Origin of the sequence: Pseudomonas sp. ADAK2 (genome assembly GCF_012935755.1) — a bacterium.
In the GTDB taxonomy this organism is placed as follows: Bacteria; Pseudomonadota; Gammaproteobacteria; order Pseudomonadales; family Pseudomonadaceae; genus Aquipseudomonas.
The window spans coordinates 6,348,042-6,363,922 of sequence record NZ_CP052862.1; the positions used below are offsets into that span (position 1 = coordinate 6,348,042).

The window sequence follows — 15,881 nt, forward strand, 5'->3', positions numbered from 1 at the left end:
GATTAAGGACTGCCTGTGACTGGCTTGTTTATTACCCTGGAAGGCCCGGAAGGCGCCGGCAAAAGCACCAATCGCGAATACCTGGCCGAGCGCCTGCGCGCCGCCGGTATCGAAGTGCTGCTGACCCGCGAACCGGGCGGTACGCCGCTGGCCGAGCGCATTCGCGAAGTGCTGCTGGCCCCGGTGGACGAAGTCATGAACCCTGACACCGAGCTGTTGCTGGTGTTCGCCGCGCGAGCCCAGCATCTGGCCGAAGTGATTCGCCCGGCGCTGGCCCGTGGCGCGGTGGTCTTGTGTGATCGCTTCACCGATTCGACCTACGCCTATCAGGGTGGCGGTCGCGGTTTGTCGCTGGAGCGAATTGCGACCCTCGAAGCCTTCGTCCAGGGCGACTTGCGCCCGGACCTGACCCTGATTTTCGATCTGCCAGTAGAAGTCGGCCTGGCCCGTGCGAGCGCGCGCGGTCGGCTGGATCGCTTCGAACTCGAAGGCCGAGCCTTTTTCGATGCGGTGCGCAGTGGCTTTCTCAAGCGCGCTGAAGCGGACCCTGCACGTTATGTGTTGGTGGACGCGGCCCAACCGCTGCCGCAGGTCCAGCAGTCGCTGGATGCGTTGCTCCCGCGTTTGCTGGAGCTGACCCGTGGCTGAGGCCTATCCGTGGCAGGACGAGCTCTGGCAGCAACTGGCGGGGCGTAAACAGCACGCCCACGCCTATTTGCTGCATGGCCCGGCCGGGATCGGCAAGCGTGCGTTGGCCGAGCGGTTGATGGCGCATTTGCTGTGTCAGCGTCCGACTGCCCGGGATGCCTGCGGCGAATGCAAATCCTGCCTGCTGCTCAAGGCCGGCAGCCACCCCGACAACTACATCCTTGAGCCGGAAGAAGCGGACAAGGCGATCAAGGTGGATCAGGTGCGTGACTTGGTCAGCTTTGTGGTGCAGACCTCGCAGATGGGCGGGCGCAAAGTGGTGCTGATCGAGCCCGTCGAGTCGATGAACGTCAACGCCGCCAACGCCTTGCTCAAAAGCCTTGAGGAACCGTCCGGCGATACCGTGTTGCTGTTGGTCAGTCACCAGACCAGCCGCTTGCTGCCGACGATCAAGAGCCGCTGCCAGCAGCAGGCCTGTCCATTGCCCAGCGAGGCCATGAGCCTGGCGTGGCTGGCGACGGCCTTGCCGGATTGCTCGCAGGAAGAACGTATCGAATTGTTGACCCTGGCCGCCGGTTCGCCATTGGCCGCGGTCAAGTTGCAGAACCAGGGTGTACGCGAACAGCGCTTGCTGGTGGTCGAAGGCGTGAAACAGTTGCTCAAGCAACAGAAGTCACCGACCCAATTGGCCGAAGAATGGAAAAGCATTCCGCAGTTACTGTTGTTCGACTGGTTCTGCGACTGGTCGAGCCTGATCCTGCGCTACCAGTTGACCCAGGATGAACAAGGCCTGGGCCTGACGGACATGCGCAAGGTCATCCAATACCTGGCGCAGAAATCCGCCCAAGGCAAAGTGCTGAATATTCAGGACTGGATCCTCGCCCAGCGCCAGAAGGTGATGAGCAAGGCCAACCTCAATCCGGCGCTGTTGCTTGAGGCGCTGCTGGTGCAATGGGTGTCTTTGCCGGGCCAGAAGTGACTAGACTCTGAGCATCAGCCATGGAGGTCAGCATGAATGAACCCGTCAACACCGGGCCGCGTAACGGCATTTTGTCCCTGACCATCAAGGACAAGTCCGTGCTGTACGCGGCTTACATGCCGTTTATCAAGAACGGTGGCCTGTTCATCCCGACCAACAAAAGCTACAAGTTGGGCGATGAGGTGTTCATGTTGCTGAACCTGATGGACGAAGCGGAGAAGATTCCGGTCGCCGGCAAAGTCACCTGGATTACCCCCAAAGGTGCCCAGGGCAACCGGGCCGCCGGGGTAGGCGTGCAGTTCAATGACGGTGACAACACCGCCCGCAGTCGAATCGAAACCCATCTGGCCGGAGCCCTGAAATCCGACCGTCCCACTCATACGATGTAAGTTGCAGCCCTTTTTATGCTCGTAGATTCCCATTGCCACCTTGATCGCCTCGACCTCGCCGCCCATGACGGTTCCCTGGATGCCGCACTCGATGCAGCCCGTCAGCGCGGGGTAGGGCACTTTCTGTGCATCGGCGTCAGCGTCGATAATGCCGCCGATGTCAAAGCCCTGGCCGAGCGCTATGACGATGTCGATTGTTCAGTCGGCGTGCATCCGCTGGACGTGCAACCCGGTGCCGCGCCCGCGCTCGATTGGCTGTTGCAAGAGCTGAATCACCCGCGCGTAGTGGCGATCGGTGAAACCGGTCTGGATTACCATTACGAGCCGGAAGCCGCCGAGCTGCAGCAGGCATCCTTCCGCCTGCACCTGCAAGCGGCCCAACAAACCGGTAAACCAGTGATCATCCACACCCGTGGTGCCCGCGCCGATACGCTGGAGCTATTGCGCGAAGCCGCGTTGCCCCAGGCCGGTGTGCTGCATTGCTTCACCGAAGACTGGGACATGGCCAAGGCCGCGCTGGACATGGGCTATTACATTTCCCTGTCCGGGATTGTCACGTTCCGCAATGCCGATGCGTTGCGCGACGTGGCGAGCAAAGTGCCGGCCGACCGTTTGCTGGTAGAAACCGATTCGCCGTACCTGGCGCCGATTCCTTATCGCGGCAAACCGAACCTGCCGCAATATGTGCGGGAAGTGGCAGAGTTCCTGGCGATGCTGCGGGGTGAGTCCTACGAGCGGTTTGCCGAGCAAACCACGGAAAACTTCAAGCGATTGTTCCCGCTTGCGCATGTGAAAGGTTAAATCGCAGGCAAAAAAAACCCGGGTTCTGGGGGGTGAATCCGGGTTAAGACCATTAGGAGTAAAACAAAGGTACGCGGTCCGTTGGTACCTATATCGACGCGACACTTGGGGGAGATGCCCCGCCGACAGTTCAAGTATTGATCAGTATCGCGCCGAGTCCAGTTTAGCCGCCCCGGTTTTTAAACAATTTTGGAATACGGGCGCTTCGGAAGAGTTCTCATCAACCGGTGGCCTTGCGTGAAATGATCAAGAAACGCAGATATGGTCGGATGATCCGTGCATTTTGGCGCAAGTTAGGCATAATACGCGGCTTCGAATTTTGACCCCTACAGACCTTTTCTTATGCATAAAGAACCTCGTAAGGTCCGTGAGTTTCGTCGCCGCGAGCAAGAAATTCTCGATACCGCGCTCAAGCTGTTCCTCGAACTGGGTGAAGACAGTGTCACCGTCGAGATGATTGCTGATGCCGTCGGTATCGGCAAAGGCACGATCTACAAGCACTTCAAGTCCAAGGCCGAGATCTACCTGCGCCTGATGCTCGATTACGAGCGCGATTTGAACGAGCTGTTGCATTCGGCCGATGTCGACAAGGACAAGGAAGCCCTGTCCCGGGCCTACTTCGAATTCCGCATGCGCGACCCGCAACGCTATCGCTTGTTCGATCGCCTGGAAGAAAAGGTGGTCAAGGGCAACCAGGTGCCGGAGATGGTCGAGGAACTGCACAAGATCCGTGCCTCGAACTTCGAACGCCTGACCTTGCTGATCAAGGGCCGGATCAGCGAAGGCAAGCTCGAAGACGTGCCGCCGTACTTCCACTACTGCGCGTCCTGGGCGCTGGTGCATGGCGCCGTGGCGCTGTATCACTCGCCGTTCTGGAGCAATGTGCTGGAAGACCAGGAAGGTTTCTTCCAGTTCCTGATGGACATCGGCGTGCGCATGGGCAACAAGCGCAAGCGCGACACCGATACCCCGAGCAGCTGAACCATTCAGTTAGCTTATTGCGCCATGATTTAGCTACATGGCGCAGTACCGCAGGAATATACTCAGGCTTAGGACTTGCTAAAACTTGATTTGTGAGTCAAGTTTTAGCGGTCCCGAAACTTCTTCCGCCGGAGTGATCCATGATCGTTGACCGTCAAGGCAGGCGTTTTCGCAATTTGCGGATCAGCCTGACCTCAGCCTGCAATTACGCGTGTACCTATTGCGTGCCTAACGGCAAGCGTCTGGTGGCTGCGCAGGATGAATTGTCGGCCGAGGCCATGGCACGCGGCGTGGCGTATCTGATCGAAGCCGCCGGCATTGAGCGGTTGCGCATCACCGGTGGCGAGCCGCTGGTCAGCCCCAAACTCGAAGCTTTCATGACTGCCGTCGGCCAGATGGGGCTTGAGGACATCAGTCTGACCACCAACGGTCAGTTGCTGGCGAAAAAACTGCCGTTGCTGGTGGATGCCGGCATCCGGCGCATCAACGTTTCCCTCGATACCCTCGACGCCAGCGCGTTTCGCAGCATTGCCCGTGGCGGTGACCTGGCGACTGTGCTCGATGGCATGGAACAGGCCTCGGCCGCCGGCATGAAGATCAAGGTCAACATGGTGCCGTTGCGCGGGCAGAACCTCGATCAGGTGATGCCACTGCTCGATTACTGCCTGGAACGTGGCTACGAGCTGCGTTTTATCGAGCTGATGCGCATGGGTCACCTGGCCAGCGACAACAACGCCTTCCTGCAACAGTTCGTCAGCCTTCAGCAGTTGCTGAGCCTGATTAGCGAGCGCTACGAATACCTGCAAGCCAATGCGCCAGTGGATGCCACGGCAGTACGCTACGAAATTCCGGGGCAGGGCTACTTCGGCGTAATCGCCAACGAAAGCGTGCCGTTCTGCCGGACGTGTTCGCGGTTGCGACTGTCGTCCACCGGTTGGCTGCATGGTTGCCTGTCGTCGAGCAATCGTCACTATGTCGGCGACTTGCTGGATAAACCGCGTCATCAGGCACTGCCTGCCTTGCAGCGGTTGTTGGTGAAAGCCCTGGGGGACAAGCAGGAAGTGGCGTTCTCCGGTGGCGCGACCATCATGAAGATTATCGGCGGCTGACAGGGCCTCTTCGCGGGCAAGCCTCGCTCCTACAGGTTTGTGTCGTACCCAACTGTGCGGACACCTCAAACCTGTAGGAGCAAGGCTTGCCCGCGATTGCATTCTATAAGTCGGTGATAATCCTGAGCTGGCGCGGAAGCTGCATCCAACGCCCATTCGCCGGTTTTCCGTCACCGGCTTCTGGAGGGTAGGATGCGTAGCCTGGTTTTGCTGCTGGCCGTTATGGCGCTTGGTGGCTGCATGAATGTCAGCGACATGGGCGAAGGTGCTCGCTACCACATGAGCGACGCGGGGCTGCTGGATCACAGCAACAGTCAGCGCGTGAACAACTTCCGTATCCAGCCGGACTCCTTCATCTACATCGCCCAAGGGGCTTTCGCGCCGCCGGGCAGTGCCTATCCGCGACCTAACGTCGTCGCCGAAACCGCTTTCGACGGCTTTATCGAATACTTTCCGATGGTCCGCCGCGCCCGTGCGCCGGAAGGCCTCGATGAGGCCATGGGCGAAGCCCGGGCCGCCGGTGCGCATTACTTGCTGTACACGCGGTTTGCCAAGGCTGACGATCGCATTGGCAACTCGGACGAATGGCTCGACCAGGAAGCCGTGGACCGCCTCGGCATCGACAGCGGTGTAATTCAGATCATGTTGATCGAGACCAGCACCCAGTATTTGATCGATACTGCACGGATCAAGAGTCGTGGCGGTTTACTGACGTTCCACGACAAAAAGCCAGAAGACCTGCTGGGCCCGCCGCTGGAGCAATACGCGCGCAGCCTGTTGGGGCTCAGCGAACAGTAATTCCAAGGAGAACGCCATGAGTGGCCCGCAAAAAGCCAACGACCTGCTGGGGCAAATCCCCAAGACCAAAGGCTTGCCCCCGGTCCACTTGTGGAACCCCGACTTCTGTGGCGACATCGACATGCGCATCGCCCGGGACGGCACCTGGTATTACCTGGGCACGCCGATCGGGCGTAAGCCGATGGTCAAGCTGTTCTCCACCATCATCCGCCGCGACGGCGATGATTACTTCCTGATTACCCCGGTCGAGAAAGTCGGGATCAAGGTCGACGACGCGCCGTTCGTGGCGATTGCCGTCGATGTTGAAGGCGAGGGCGAAGCCCAGGTGTTGCGCTTCACCACTAACGTCGATGAGACAGCCGAGGCGGGCGCCGAACACCCGATGCGCGTGGTGATCGATCCCGTGACCCAAGAACCTGCGCCCTACGTGCATGTGCGCACCAACCTTGAAGCGCTGATCCATCGCAACGTGTTCTACCAATTGGTCGAGCTGGCGGTGAGCCGCGAAATCGACGGCCAACGCTGGTTGGGCGTGTGGAGTAGTGGCGAGTTCTTCCCGATCGGGCTTGAGCCTTGACCCGCGATGTTCCCTGGTTCTGAAAAATGGCCCGCTAGTGCAGCGGGCCTTTTTTTGGGCGCTATAAACCTTTGTCCTTGAGCCGCGCGGCGTGTTCAAGATAGAGATGAACCGGGCTGACATTCCAACTCGTAATGCCGGCCATTTGATTGACCGCGTCGAAATGGTCCATCGGGTAATCCGAGCGAATGACTTTGCCCAAGTGCGAGCTGTACTGGCCGACCAGCCCATCGTTGGCGTGTTTCTCTTTGTAGAATAATTTCGACAGCACGATGCAGTTCAAATGGGACGGATCGAGGGGTTGCAGGCTCTGGAAGTTCTGCACGATCCCGCTCCAGGAGTAGTAATACACGCCGTTTTCAACTTCGTTGCCATCCCCGCCCCAGTGTTTCGGCACCCCTTGCGGGTATTTCTTGTTGAAGGCGGCCAACCCTGTGCTGGTCAACGACGCAAAGGCCGCTTGAGCATCCTCAGGATTCTCTGGATGGCCACTGATCAACGAGATAAAGGCACCGACGGCTTCCAGTAGCACCAGCACCACCGCTTCCGGCAACTCTCCGGGCGTCAGTGCCTTATGCAGCTGATCGGCAATTTCCGAACCGTGATTGGGACAACTGACCGAAGTGACTGACGCCACCTTTTCCGGGTGCAGCGCGGCGACATAGCGTGCGGCCAGTGGGCCCTGGCTATGGCCGATCAGATTGACCTTGGCCGCTCCCGTTTCGCGCAAAATGCGATTGACGTGTTCGAGCAGTTTTTCGCCGCGCTCCTCGTTGCCGTTAACGGCGGGGATATTAACGGCGTACACCGTGGCGCCAGCCCGTTCCAGGGCTTCCTTGATCTCGAAGAAGTACGGGTAACCGCCAATGGTGTCGAAACCAAGCAGGCCGTGGACCAATACAATCGGGTATTGCGTAGACGCATCCATGTTCATACTCATACCTGTCGATAGCGGACTTTGGTGGAACACAGGCTTTTGACTGCCTGATCTGTCGCGGGCTAACCGTAGGTGACAAAGTGGGTTGCTTCAAATCCCGCGGATGAAATGCGCTGAGTTTCGAAGACGTATGAAAAAATCAATTTGACACTCAATCGTATGATGATTAGCGTGGCCTGCATCACGAGCGGCTTGTTGCCGTCCCTGCTTCGAGGTTTTCATGTCCAGCAGTTTTCATGCGTCGACGGTCGATTGGCTCGGTTGCTGGATTGCTGCCGGCCAGGTCAAACCCGGCGAGACCATCAAGGTCGAAGCTGATCTCGGCGAACAGCTTGGGGTCAGTCGCACCGTTATCCGCGAAGCCATCAAAACCCTTGTAGCCAAAGGCCTGCTCGAAGTCGGGCCGAAGGTCGGGACGCGGGTGCTGCCGATCAAGCGCTGGAACCTGTTTGATCCGCAAGTCGTCGGCTGGCTGTCCCGTAGCGGCTTGCCGGAAAACTTCGTCGATGACTTGCTCGACCTGCGTCGCACCATCGAACCCATGGCCGTGCGCTGGGCTTGCGAGCGGGCCACCGTCGAACAGGTGCAAGCGATCCTCCAGGCCTGCAACGCGCTGGAGCGAGCGGTCGACAGCGGCATCGATTACAACCGCGCCGATCAGTTCTTCCACGAGTGCATCCTTGCCGCCAGCCACAATCAATTCATCGAACAAATGGTCCCGGCCCTCGGCGCGCTGCTGGCGGTATCGTTTGAAGTGTCCGCCGCCGATCCGGATGAACTGCGCCGCACATTGCCGATCCACAAGGACATGGCCGACGCCATCGCCGCCCGGGATGCCGCGCGAGGTGTGTGGGCGTGCATGACCCTGATCGACAACGCCGACCTGGCAATCAAACGCTTCTACCCGCAAGTCATGGCCGACAAAAAAGCCAGCTGACAACACCAATTCCCATGTAGGAGCGAGGCTTGCCCGCGAAAGCGATTTAACATTCAGCATCTCTGTTGATCATGAAATCGCTTTCGCGGGCAAGCCTCGCTCCTACATTGAAAAAGCAATAAGAAAGGAGGTTTCATGACGTGGACTGCCGTTACCCAACACCGCGCCCAGCTCGGTGAAGGCCCCTTCTGGGACGCACCGACCCAAGCGCTGTACTGGGTCGACATCGCCGGCAAGCAAGCCCTGCGACTGATCGGCGCCAACGTGCAGATCTGGCAGATGCCGGAGCATGTGTCCGCCTTCATCCCCTGCGAAAGTGGCGATGCGCTGGTGACCCTGAGCAGCGGCGTGTATCGGCTGGATCTCGGCTCGCCCGGCTTGGAACCACGGCTGACCTTGCTTTGCGTCGCCGATCCGCAACCCGGAAATCGGCCCAACGAAGCCCGCTGCGATGCCCAAGGCCGTCTCTGGCTCGGCACCATGCAAAACAACATCGGCGAGCACGGCGAAGACCTGCCCATCGAGCGCCGTTCCGGTGGCCTGTTCCGCATCGACCGCGATGCCCGGGTCACGCCGCTGCTCCGGGGCCTGGGCATTCCCAACACGTTGCTGTGGAGCGATGACTCGACTCGGCTCTACTTCGCCGACAGCCTCGACAGCACGCTCTACCAACACTTCATCCGCACCGACGGCGGCCTCGACCCGGCCCAGGTCTGGTTCGGCCCCCATGAGCGCGGCGGCCCGGACGGTTCGGCGATGGATGCCCAAGGCTATCTGTGGAATGCCCGATGGGACGGCAGCTGCCTGCTCCGCTTGAGTCCCGAAGGCCAGGTTGACCGGGTGATCGAGCTGCCCGTCAGTCGTCCCACCAGTTGCGTATTCGGCGGCGAAGACTTGCAAACCTTGTACATCACCAGCGCCGCGAGCCCGCTCAACCATCCATTGGACGGCGCTGTGCTATCGATTCGAGTCGATGTGACCGGAAAAACCTGTACGAGGTTTGCCGGTTAGATCCCAAAATATGGGATGTAAAATTATATATTGAGATTATTTGGCGGTCGGGTTTATAGTCGGCTCCATCAGTTACACGCACTCACACTTAAAAAAACAAAACAGGTGAAGTGATGCAGCGATTTTCCACACAGTTTTTCGGCCGGACATCGACAGATGCCCGGTTTTTGTCGTGCCTGAAAAAGGGAGTCTGGCTTCATGGCTGAACCTCTTTCCTTGCCGCCAGCGCCCGAGCCGCCGAAGGGCGAGCGCCTGAAAAACAAGGTCGTGCTGCTCACTGGCGCGGCCCAAGGCATTGGCGAGGCAATTGTCGCGACCTTCGCCTGCCAGCAAGCGAAGCTGATCATCTGCGACATCCAGGGCGATAAAGTCGAGCAAGTCGCGGCTCACTGGCGGGGCAAAGGGTTTGACGTGCAAGCGATCAAGGCTGACGTCTCCAATCAGCAAGACCTGAACGCCATGGCCAAATTGGCCGTCGAACGCCACGGCCGCATCGACGTGTTGGTCAACTGCGCCGGCGTCAACGTGTTCCGCGATCCGCTGCAAATGACCGAAGAAGACTGGCGCCGCTGCTTCGCCATCGACCTCGACGGCGCCTGGTTCGGCTGCAAAGCGGTGTTGCCGCAGATGATCGAGCAGGGCATCGGCAGCATCATCAACATCGCCTCGACCCATTCCTCCCACATCATTCCCGGCTGCTTCCCGTACCCGGTAGCCAAGCACGGCTTGCTCGGCCTGACCCGCGCCCTCGGCATCGAATACGCGCCGAAGGGCATCCGCGTCAACGCCATCGCGCCCGGCTACATCGAAACCCAGCTGAACGTCGATTACTGGAATGGTTTCGCCGACCCTCACGCCGAGCGTCAGCGCGCCTTTGATCTCCATCCGCCGCGGCGCATCGGGCAGCCGATGGAAGTGGCGATGACTACGGTTTTCCTGGCCAGTGATGAAGCGCCGTTCATCAACGCCTCGTGCATCACCATCGATGGTGGTCGCTCGGTCATGTACCACGACTGAGCACAGTGGGATTCGGGCGCGGAACTCCGTCCGTAATCCAATCATCATACGATATGACTATTCGCTACACGTTTTGACCGCTGTACCGGCTTTCAAATAACGCTCAAAAAAATAACAAGGAGTCAGCTTATGAATCGTCGTCGTGGGATCCGTTCCCTGTGCTGTGCCGCTTTGGCGGTCACGGCGGTCAGCCTGAGCAGTTCGCTGCTGGCGGCCGAGCAAGTGAAAATCGGTTTTCTGGTCAAGCAGGCGGAAGAGCCCTGGTTCCAGACCGAATGGGCCTTCGCCGAAAAGGCCGGCAAGGACAAAGGTTTCACCGTGATCAAGATCGCCGTGCCTGATGGCGAGAAAACCCTCTCGGCCATCGACAGCCTGGCCGCCAACGGCGCCAAGGGATTCGTGATCTGCCCGCCGGACGTCGGCCTCGGCCCGGCCATCGTCGCCAAGGCCAAGGCCAACGGCTTGAAAGTGATCGCGGTCGATGACCGTTTCGTCGATGCCAGCGGCAAGTTCATGGAAGACGTGCCTTACCTCGGCATGGCCGCGTTTGAAGTCGGCGAGAAACAGGGCAATGCCATGGCCACCGAAGCGAAAAAACGCGGTTGGGACTGGAAAGAAACCTACGCGGTGATCAACACCTTCAATGAACTCGACACCGGCAAGAAACGCACCGACGGTTCGGCCAAGGCGCTGACCGATGCGGGCTTCCCGAAAGACCATATCCTCTTCACCGCGCAGAAAACCCTCGACGTCCCGGGCAGCATGGACGCCACCAACTCGGCGCTGGTGAAACTGCCCAGCGGCGCGAAAAACCTGATCATCGGCGGCATGAACGACAACACCGTGCTGGGCGGCGTGCGCGCCACCGAAAGCGCCGGGTTCACCGCGGCTAACGTCATCGGCATCGGCATCAACGGCACCGACGCCATCGGCGAACTGAAAAAGCCCAACAGCGGCTTCTTCGGCTCGATGCTGCCAAGCCCGCACATCGAGGGCTACAACACGGCCGTGATGATGTACGAGTGGGTCACTACCGGCAAAGAACCGCCGAAATATACGGCCATGGATGAAGTGACACTGATCACTCGCGAGAACTTCAAGCAGGAACTGGAAAAGATCGGCCTGTGGAACTGAAGGCCGGTTGATTTCATCGGCGGCCCTGGCGACGGGGCCGTCTGATCTGTGTGATGAGGTGGTTATGCAAGCGCAAACACAAACACAAGAACACCGCGGCGGCAGCTTGCGCTTCAACGGGATTGGCAAGACCTTTCCCGGGGTGAAGGCGCTGGACGGCATCAGCTTCGTCGCGCATCCGGGGCAGGTGCATGCCTTGATGGGCGAGAACGGCGCCGGCAAATCGACGCTGCTGAAAATCCTCGGCGGCGCCTACATTCCGAGCAGCGGCGACCTGCAGATCGGCGAGCAGACGATGGCCTTCAAGTCCACCGCCGACAGCATCGCCAGCCGCGTCGCGGTGATTCACCAGGAGCTGCACCTGGTTCCGGAAATGTCCGTCGCGGAAAACCTGTTCCTCGGGCATCTGCCGGCCAGTTTCGGCCTGATCAATCGCGGTGCGTTGCGCCAGCAAGCGTTGGCCTGCCTCAAGGGCCTGGCCGATGAAATCGATCCGCAAGAAAAGGTCGGGCGCTTGTCACTCGGCCAGCGGCAATTGGTGGAAATCGCCAAGGCCTTGTCCCGTGGTGCGCATGTGATTGCGTTCGATGAACCGACCAGCAGCCTTTCAGCGCGGGAGATCGATCGCTTGATGGCGATCATCGGTCGCCTGCGCGACGAAGGCAAAGTGGTGCTCTACGTCTCCCATCGCATGGAAGAAGTGTTCCGCATCTGCAACGCGGTGACGGTGTTCAAGGACGGCCGCTTCGTGCGCACGTTCGAGAACATGAGTGAACTGACCCATGATCAGTTAGTGACCTGCATGGTCGGTCGCGACATCCAGGACATCTACGATTACCGTCCGCGTCAGCGCGGTGCGGTGGCGCTGAAGGTCGATGGTTTGCTCGGGCCAGGCCTGAGGGAACCGGTGAGTTTCGAGGTGCACAAAGGCGAGATTCTCGGGTTGTTTGGATTGGTTGGGGCAGGGCGCACCGAGCTGTTCCGCATGCTCAGCGGCTTGACGCGCAACACGGCGGGTCGCCTGGAACTGCGTGGCCATGAACTGAAACTGCGTTCCCCTCGCGATGCAATTGCCGCCGGGGTTTTGCTGTGTCCCGAGGACCGCAAGAAGGAGGGCATCATGCCGCTCTCCAGCGTCGCCGAGAACATCAACATCAGTGCGCGCGGCGCCCATTCCACTTTCGGTTGCCTGTTGCACGGCCTATGGGAAAAGGGCAACGCCGAGAAGCAGATCGCGGCGCTGAAAGTGAAGACGCCCAGCGCCTCGCAAAAAATCATGTACCTGTCCGGCGGCAATCAGCAGAAGGCCATTCTTGGTCGCTGGCTGTCGATGCCGATGAAGGTCTTGCTGCTCGACGAACCGACCCGAGGCATCGACATCGGCGCTAAAGCGGAGATCTACCAGATCATCCACAACCTCGCCGCCAGCGGTATCGCGGTGATTGTAGTGTCTAGCGATCTGATGGAAGTGATGGGCATTTCCGACCGCATCCTGGTGCTGTGCGAAGGCGCGATGCGCGGCGAGCTGTCCCGCGACGAGGCCAATGAATCCAACCTGCTGCAACTGGCTTTGCCGCGCCAACGCGCTGACGGCGTGGCGAACTGAGAGGTAATTATGATGACCATCCAAAACAACGCTCTGCCCACCCTGCGCAAACCCCTGGACCTGCGACGTTTTCTCGATGACTGGGTGATGCTGCTGGCGGCCATCGGCATCTTTGTGGCTTGCACTTTGCTGATCGACAACTTCCTCTCGCCGCTGAACATGCGTGGCCTTGGCCTGGCGATTTCTACGACCGGGATTGCCGCGTGCACCATGTTGTATTGCCTGGCGTCCGGGCATTTCGATTTGTCGGTGGGTTCGGTGATTGCCTGCGCCGGCGTGGTTGCAGCGGTGGTGATGCGGGACACCGACAGCGTCTTTCTCGGCGTAGCGGCGGCGCTGTTCATGGGGCTGGTCGTCGGGTTGATCAACGGGATTGTGATCGCCAAGTTGCGGGTCAATGCCTTGATCACGACCTTGGCGACCATGCAAATCGTGCGTGGGCTGGCCTACATTTTTGCCAATGGCAAAGCGGTCGGCGTGTCCCAGGAACAGTTCTTCGTCTTCGGCAACGGCCAGTTGTTTGGCGTGCCGGTGCCGATCCTGATCACCATCGTGTGTTTCCTGTTTTTCGGCTGGCTGCTGAACTACACCACCTACGGGCGCAACACCATGGCCATCGGTGGCAACCAGGAAGCGGCGTTGCTGGCCGGGGTCAACGTTGACCGGACCAAGATCATTATCTTCGCCGTGCATGGTTTGATCGGGGCGTTGGCCGGGGTGATCCTCGCTTCGCGCATGACCTCCGGGCAACCGATGATTGGCCAGGGTTTTGAACTGACGGTGATCTCGGCCTGTGTGTTGGGCGGGGTGTCGCTGAGCGGCGGGATCGGCATGATCCGGCATGTGATTGCCGGGGTGTTGATTCTGGCGATCATCGAGAATGCGATGAACCTGAAGAACATTGATACGTTTTATCAGTATGTGATTCGGGGTTCGATTCTGTTGCTGGCGGTGGTGATTGACCGTCTGAAACAACGCTAACCCCTCTACCCGATCGTTCCCACGCTCCGCGTGGGAATGCCTCAATGGACGCTCCGCGTCCGCTTCTGGGACGCAGAGCGTCCCGGGCTGCATTCCCACGCAGAGCGTGGGAACGATCAGTCCACCCGTCACCTCCTAAAAAATATCCCTTGCCCGCCCGACCCTGTTTCGGTTATCACTTTGTACATGATTAGACAGGTTCGATTTGACAAGAAACAACGGGTGGTCGACGAGCTCATCCGGCGCATCGAAAGCGGCCTCATGGAGGACGGCTTTCTATTGCCGGGCGAGCATCAGTTGGCTGAAGAATTCAAGGTCAGCCGCGGCACGCTGCGTGAAGCCCTGGCCGAACTGAAGCGGCGTAACTACATCGCCACGCAAAGCGGCGTCGGCTCCATCGTCACCTTCGACGGTGTGGTGCTCGATCAGCGCAGCGGCTGGGCCCAGGCGCTGGCGGACAGCGGGGCGCTGATCAACACCGAAGTGTTGCGCCTGGAAGCGGTCAGTCGTCCTGACTTGCTGTCGCGGTTCGGCACCGACCAATTCATCACCCTCGACCGTCGCCGCCGCGCCAACGACGGCACACTGGTGTCCCTGGAACGCTCACTGATTCCCGCCACCGGCACCCTGGAAAGCCTGCCGCGAGTGGGGCTGATCGATAACTCGCTGACCATCACCCTGGCCGCCTATGGCTACATCGGCGAACGCGGTGATCAATGGATCGGCGCCGAACCGTTGAACGCCGAAGACGCCGAGCTGCTCGGTCGTCCGACCGGCACCGTATTCCTCAAGGCCCTGCGCACCACGTACGACCGTCAGGGCCGGTTCATGGAACAGGTCGAAAGCCTGCTCGACCCTGTGCATTTTCGTCTGCACCTGCAATTTGGAGAGTCAAAGTGACCGCGCTCAATCGTGCCTTGGGCGCGTTCTATGGTTTGGCTTTGGGCGACGCCCTGGGCATGCCGACCCAATCCCTGAGCCGCGCCGAGATCAAGGCGCGCTTCGGCGAAATCACCGACCTGGAAGACGCTGGCCCCGATCAACCGATCGCCGCCAACATGCCCAAGGGCTCGATTACCGACGACACCGAACAGGCGATCCTGGTCGGCCAATTACTGATCGAAGGCGAAGGCCGGATCGAACCGGCCGTGCTCGCCCAACGTTTGATCGAATGGGAAGCCGAGATGCAGGCCAAGGGCTCGCAGGATTTGCTCGGCCCTTCGACCAAACGTGCCATCGAGATGATCCTCGCCGGCCATTCGCCGGAAGAGTCGGGGCGCTACGGCACCACCAACGGCGCGGCGATGCGCATCACCCCGGTCGGGATCGCGGCGGATGTTGCTGATCCAGAGCGTTTCATCCGTGCCGTGGTGCAGGCCTGCCAGGTTACCCACAACACCACGTTGGGCATCTCCAGCGCGGCGGCAGTGGCGGCGGTGGTCTCGGCCGGGATCAACGGCATGGACCTGGGCGAAGCGCTGAACCTGGGCATGCAAATCGCCCAGCAAGCGGAAAGCCATGGTCACTGGGTCGCGGGCGGGCGCGTTGCCTCGCGGATCAGCTGGGCACGGACCATCAGCATCGACAGCGACAAGGCCTTGCTGGCGGACTTGCTGTACGACGTGATCGGTACTTCGGTGGCGTCGCAGGAATCGGTGGTGGTGTCGTTCGCCCTGGCCCAGCAGGTGGCGATTGGTGAATTGAATGCCTTCGAAGCCGTGTGCATGGCCGCAAGCCTGGGCGGCGACACCGACACCATTGCGGCGATTCTCGGCGCCATGCTCGGCGCTTGCCTGGGCCTGGAGAGCTGGCCGGTGGCGCTGATCGAGCAGGTCAAAGCCGTGAATGGCCTGGAGCTGGAACCCCTTGTGAAAGGACTCCTCACTCTTCGCTGAGGTGTACGCAATAAACCTGTAGGCGCTGCCGAAGGCTGCGATCTTTTGATCCTGGCGGTCTTGCGGCAGCTGTCAATCAAG

At 59.9% G+C, this 15,881-nt stretch carries 17 protein-coding genes; 16 read left to right on the forward strand and 1 reads right to left on the reverse strand.

The genetic code is table 11. The features are described from left to right. Positions 1-15 precede the first annotated feature (15 nt). The 8 genes from tmk (at position 16) to HKK52_RS29245 (ending at position 6,282) form a co-directional block, all read left to right on the forward strand. Positions 16-648, forward strand: a complete 633-nt coding sequence (gene tmk / locus HKK52_RS29210; protein WP_169373620.1) for a dTMP kinase — start codon at positions 16-18, stop codon at positions 646-648. Next, a complete protein-coding gene (locus HKK52_RS29215; RefSeq protein ID WP_169373621.1) occupies positions 641-1,627 on the forward strand; it encodes a DNA polymerase III subunit delta' in 987 nt (328 codons plus the stop codon). Before tmk ends, HKK52_RS29215 begins: the two co-directional genes overlap by 8 nt. A gap of 32 nt (positions 1,628-1,659) precedes the next feature. Then, positions 1,660-2,016 carry a PilZ domain-containing protein gene (locus tag HKK52_RS29220; protein WP_054051788.1) on the forward strand — a complete coding sequence of 119 codons (357 nt, stop codon included), beginning with the start codon at positions 1,660-1,662 and terminating at the stop codon, positions 2,014-2,016. Between the two features lie 15 nt (positions 2,017-2,031). After that, positions 2,032-2,817, forward strand: a complete 786-nt coding sequence (locus tag HKK52_RS29225) for a TatD family hydrolase (protein WP_169373622.1) — start codon at positions 2,032-2,034, stop codon at positions 2,815-2,817. Positions 2,818-3,159: 342 nt separating this feature from the next. Beyond that, positions 3,160-3,798 carry a TetR/AcrR family transcriptional regulator gene (locus HKK52_RS29230; protein WP_133838378.1) on the forward strand — a complete coding sequence of 213 codons (639 nt, stop codon included), beginning with the start codon at positions 3,160-3,162 and terminating at the stop codon, positions 3,796-3,798. A gap of 140 nt (positions 3,799-3,938) precedes the next feature. Next, the gene (locus HKK52_RS29235) at positions 3,939-4,907 is read left to right on the forward strand and encodes a GTP 3',8-cyclase MoaA (protein WP_169373623.1); all 969 of its coding nucleotides are present in this window, start codon (positions 3,939-3,941) and stop codon (positions 4,905-4,907) included. A 192-nt stretch (positions 4,908-5,099) separates the two neighbouring features. Then, a complete protein-coding gene (locus HKK52_RS29240) occupies positions 5,100-5,705 on the forward strand; it encodes a DUF4823 domain-containing protein (RefSeq protein WP_169373624.1) in 606 nt (201 codons plus the stop codon). Positions 5,706-5,721: 16 nt separating this feature from the next. Then, positions 5,722-6,282, forward strand: a complete 561-nt coding sequence (locus HKK52_RS29245) for a DUF1285 domain-containing protein (protein ID WP_169373625.1) — start codon at positions 5,722-5,724, stop codon at positions 6,280-6,282. A 61-nt stretch (positions 6,283-6,343) separates the two neighbouring features. Here HKK52_RS29245 and HKK52_RS29250 read toward each other — a convergent pair whose 3' ends face one another. Then, positions 6,344-7,216, reverse strand: a complete 873-nt coding sequence (locus HKK52_RS29250; protein ID WP_169374309.1) for an esterase/lipase family protein — start codon at positions 7,214-7,216, stop codon at positions 6,344-6,346. 223 nt (positions 7,217-7,439) lie between these two features. Between HKK52_RS29250 and HKK52_RS29255 the strand changes: the two genes are divergently transcribed. The 8 genes from HKK52_RS29255 to HKK52_RS29290 all read left to right on the forward strand — a co-directional run bounded on the left by HKK52_RS29255 (position 7,440) and on the right by HKK52_RS29290 (position 15,800). After that, positions 7,440-8,156, forward strand: coding sequence for a FadR/GntR family transcriptional regulator (locus tag HKK52_RS29255; RefSeq protein WP_169373626.1), 717 nt, complete (start codon positions 7,440-7,442; stop codon positions 8,154-8,156). A gap of 135 nt (positions 8,157-8,291) precedes the next feature. Next, positions 8,292-9,167, forward strand: a complete 876-nt coding sequence (locus HKK52_RS29260; RefSeq protein ID WP_169373627.1) for an SMP-30/gluconolactonase/LRE family protein — start codon at positions 8,292-8,294, stop codon at positions 9,165-9,167. A gap of 198 nt (positions 9,168-9,365) precedes the next feature. Beyond that, positions 9,366-10,184, forward strand: coding sequence for an SDR family oxidoreductase (locus HKK52_RS29265; protein WP_169373628.1), 819 nt, complete (start codon positions 9,366-9,368; stop codon positions 10,182-10,184). Positions 10,185-10,313: 129 nt separating this feature from the next. Next, on the forward strand, positions 10,314-11,318 hold the full coding sequence (locus HKK52_RS29270) for a substrate-binding domain-containing protein (RefSeq protein ID WP_169373629.1): 1,005 nt from the start codon (positions 10,314-10,316) through the stop codon (positions 11,316-11,318). Positions 11,319-11,382: 64 nt separating this feature from the next. After that, positions 11,383-12,924, forward strand: a complete 1,542-nt coding sequence (gene araG, locus HKK52_RS29275; RefSeq protein ID WP_169373630.1) for an L-arabinose ABC transporter ATP-binding protein AraG — start codon at positions 11,383-11,385, stop codon at positions 12,922-12,924. A gap of 12 nt (positions 12,925-12,936) precedes the next feature. Then, positions 12,937-13,905 (forward strand): L-arabinose ABC transporter permease AraH, encoded by a 969-nt coding sequence (araH, locus tag HKK52_RS29280; protein ID WP_169373631.1) that lies wholly within the window; start codon positions 12,937-12,939, stop codon positions 13,903-13,905. A 186-nt stretch (positions 13,906-14,091) separates the two neighbouring features. Further along, positions 14,092-14,805: a GntR family transcriptional regulator gene (locus HKK52_RS29285; protein WP_169373632.1), complete on the forward strand. Its 714-nt coding sequence runs from the start codon at positions 14,092-14,094 to the stop codon at positions 14,803-14,805. Beyond that, a complete protein-coding gene (locus tag HKK52_RS29290; RefSeq protein WP_169373633.1) occupies positions 14,802-15,800 on the forward strand; it encodes an ADP-ribosylglycohydrolase family protein in 999 nt (332 codons plus the stop codon). Before HKK52_RS29285 ends, HKK52_RS29290 begins: the two co-directional genes overlap by 4 nt. Positions 15,801-15,881 lie beyond the last annotated feature (81 nt).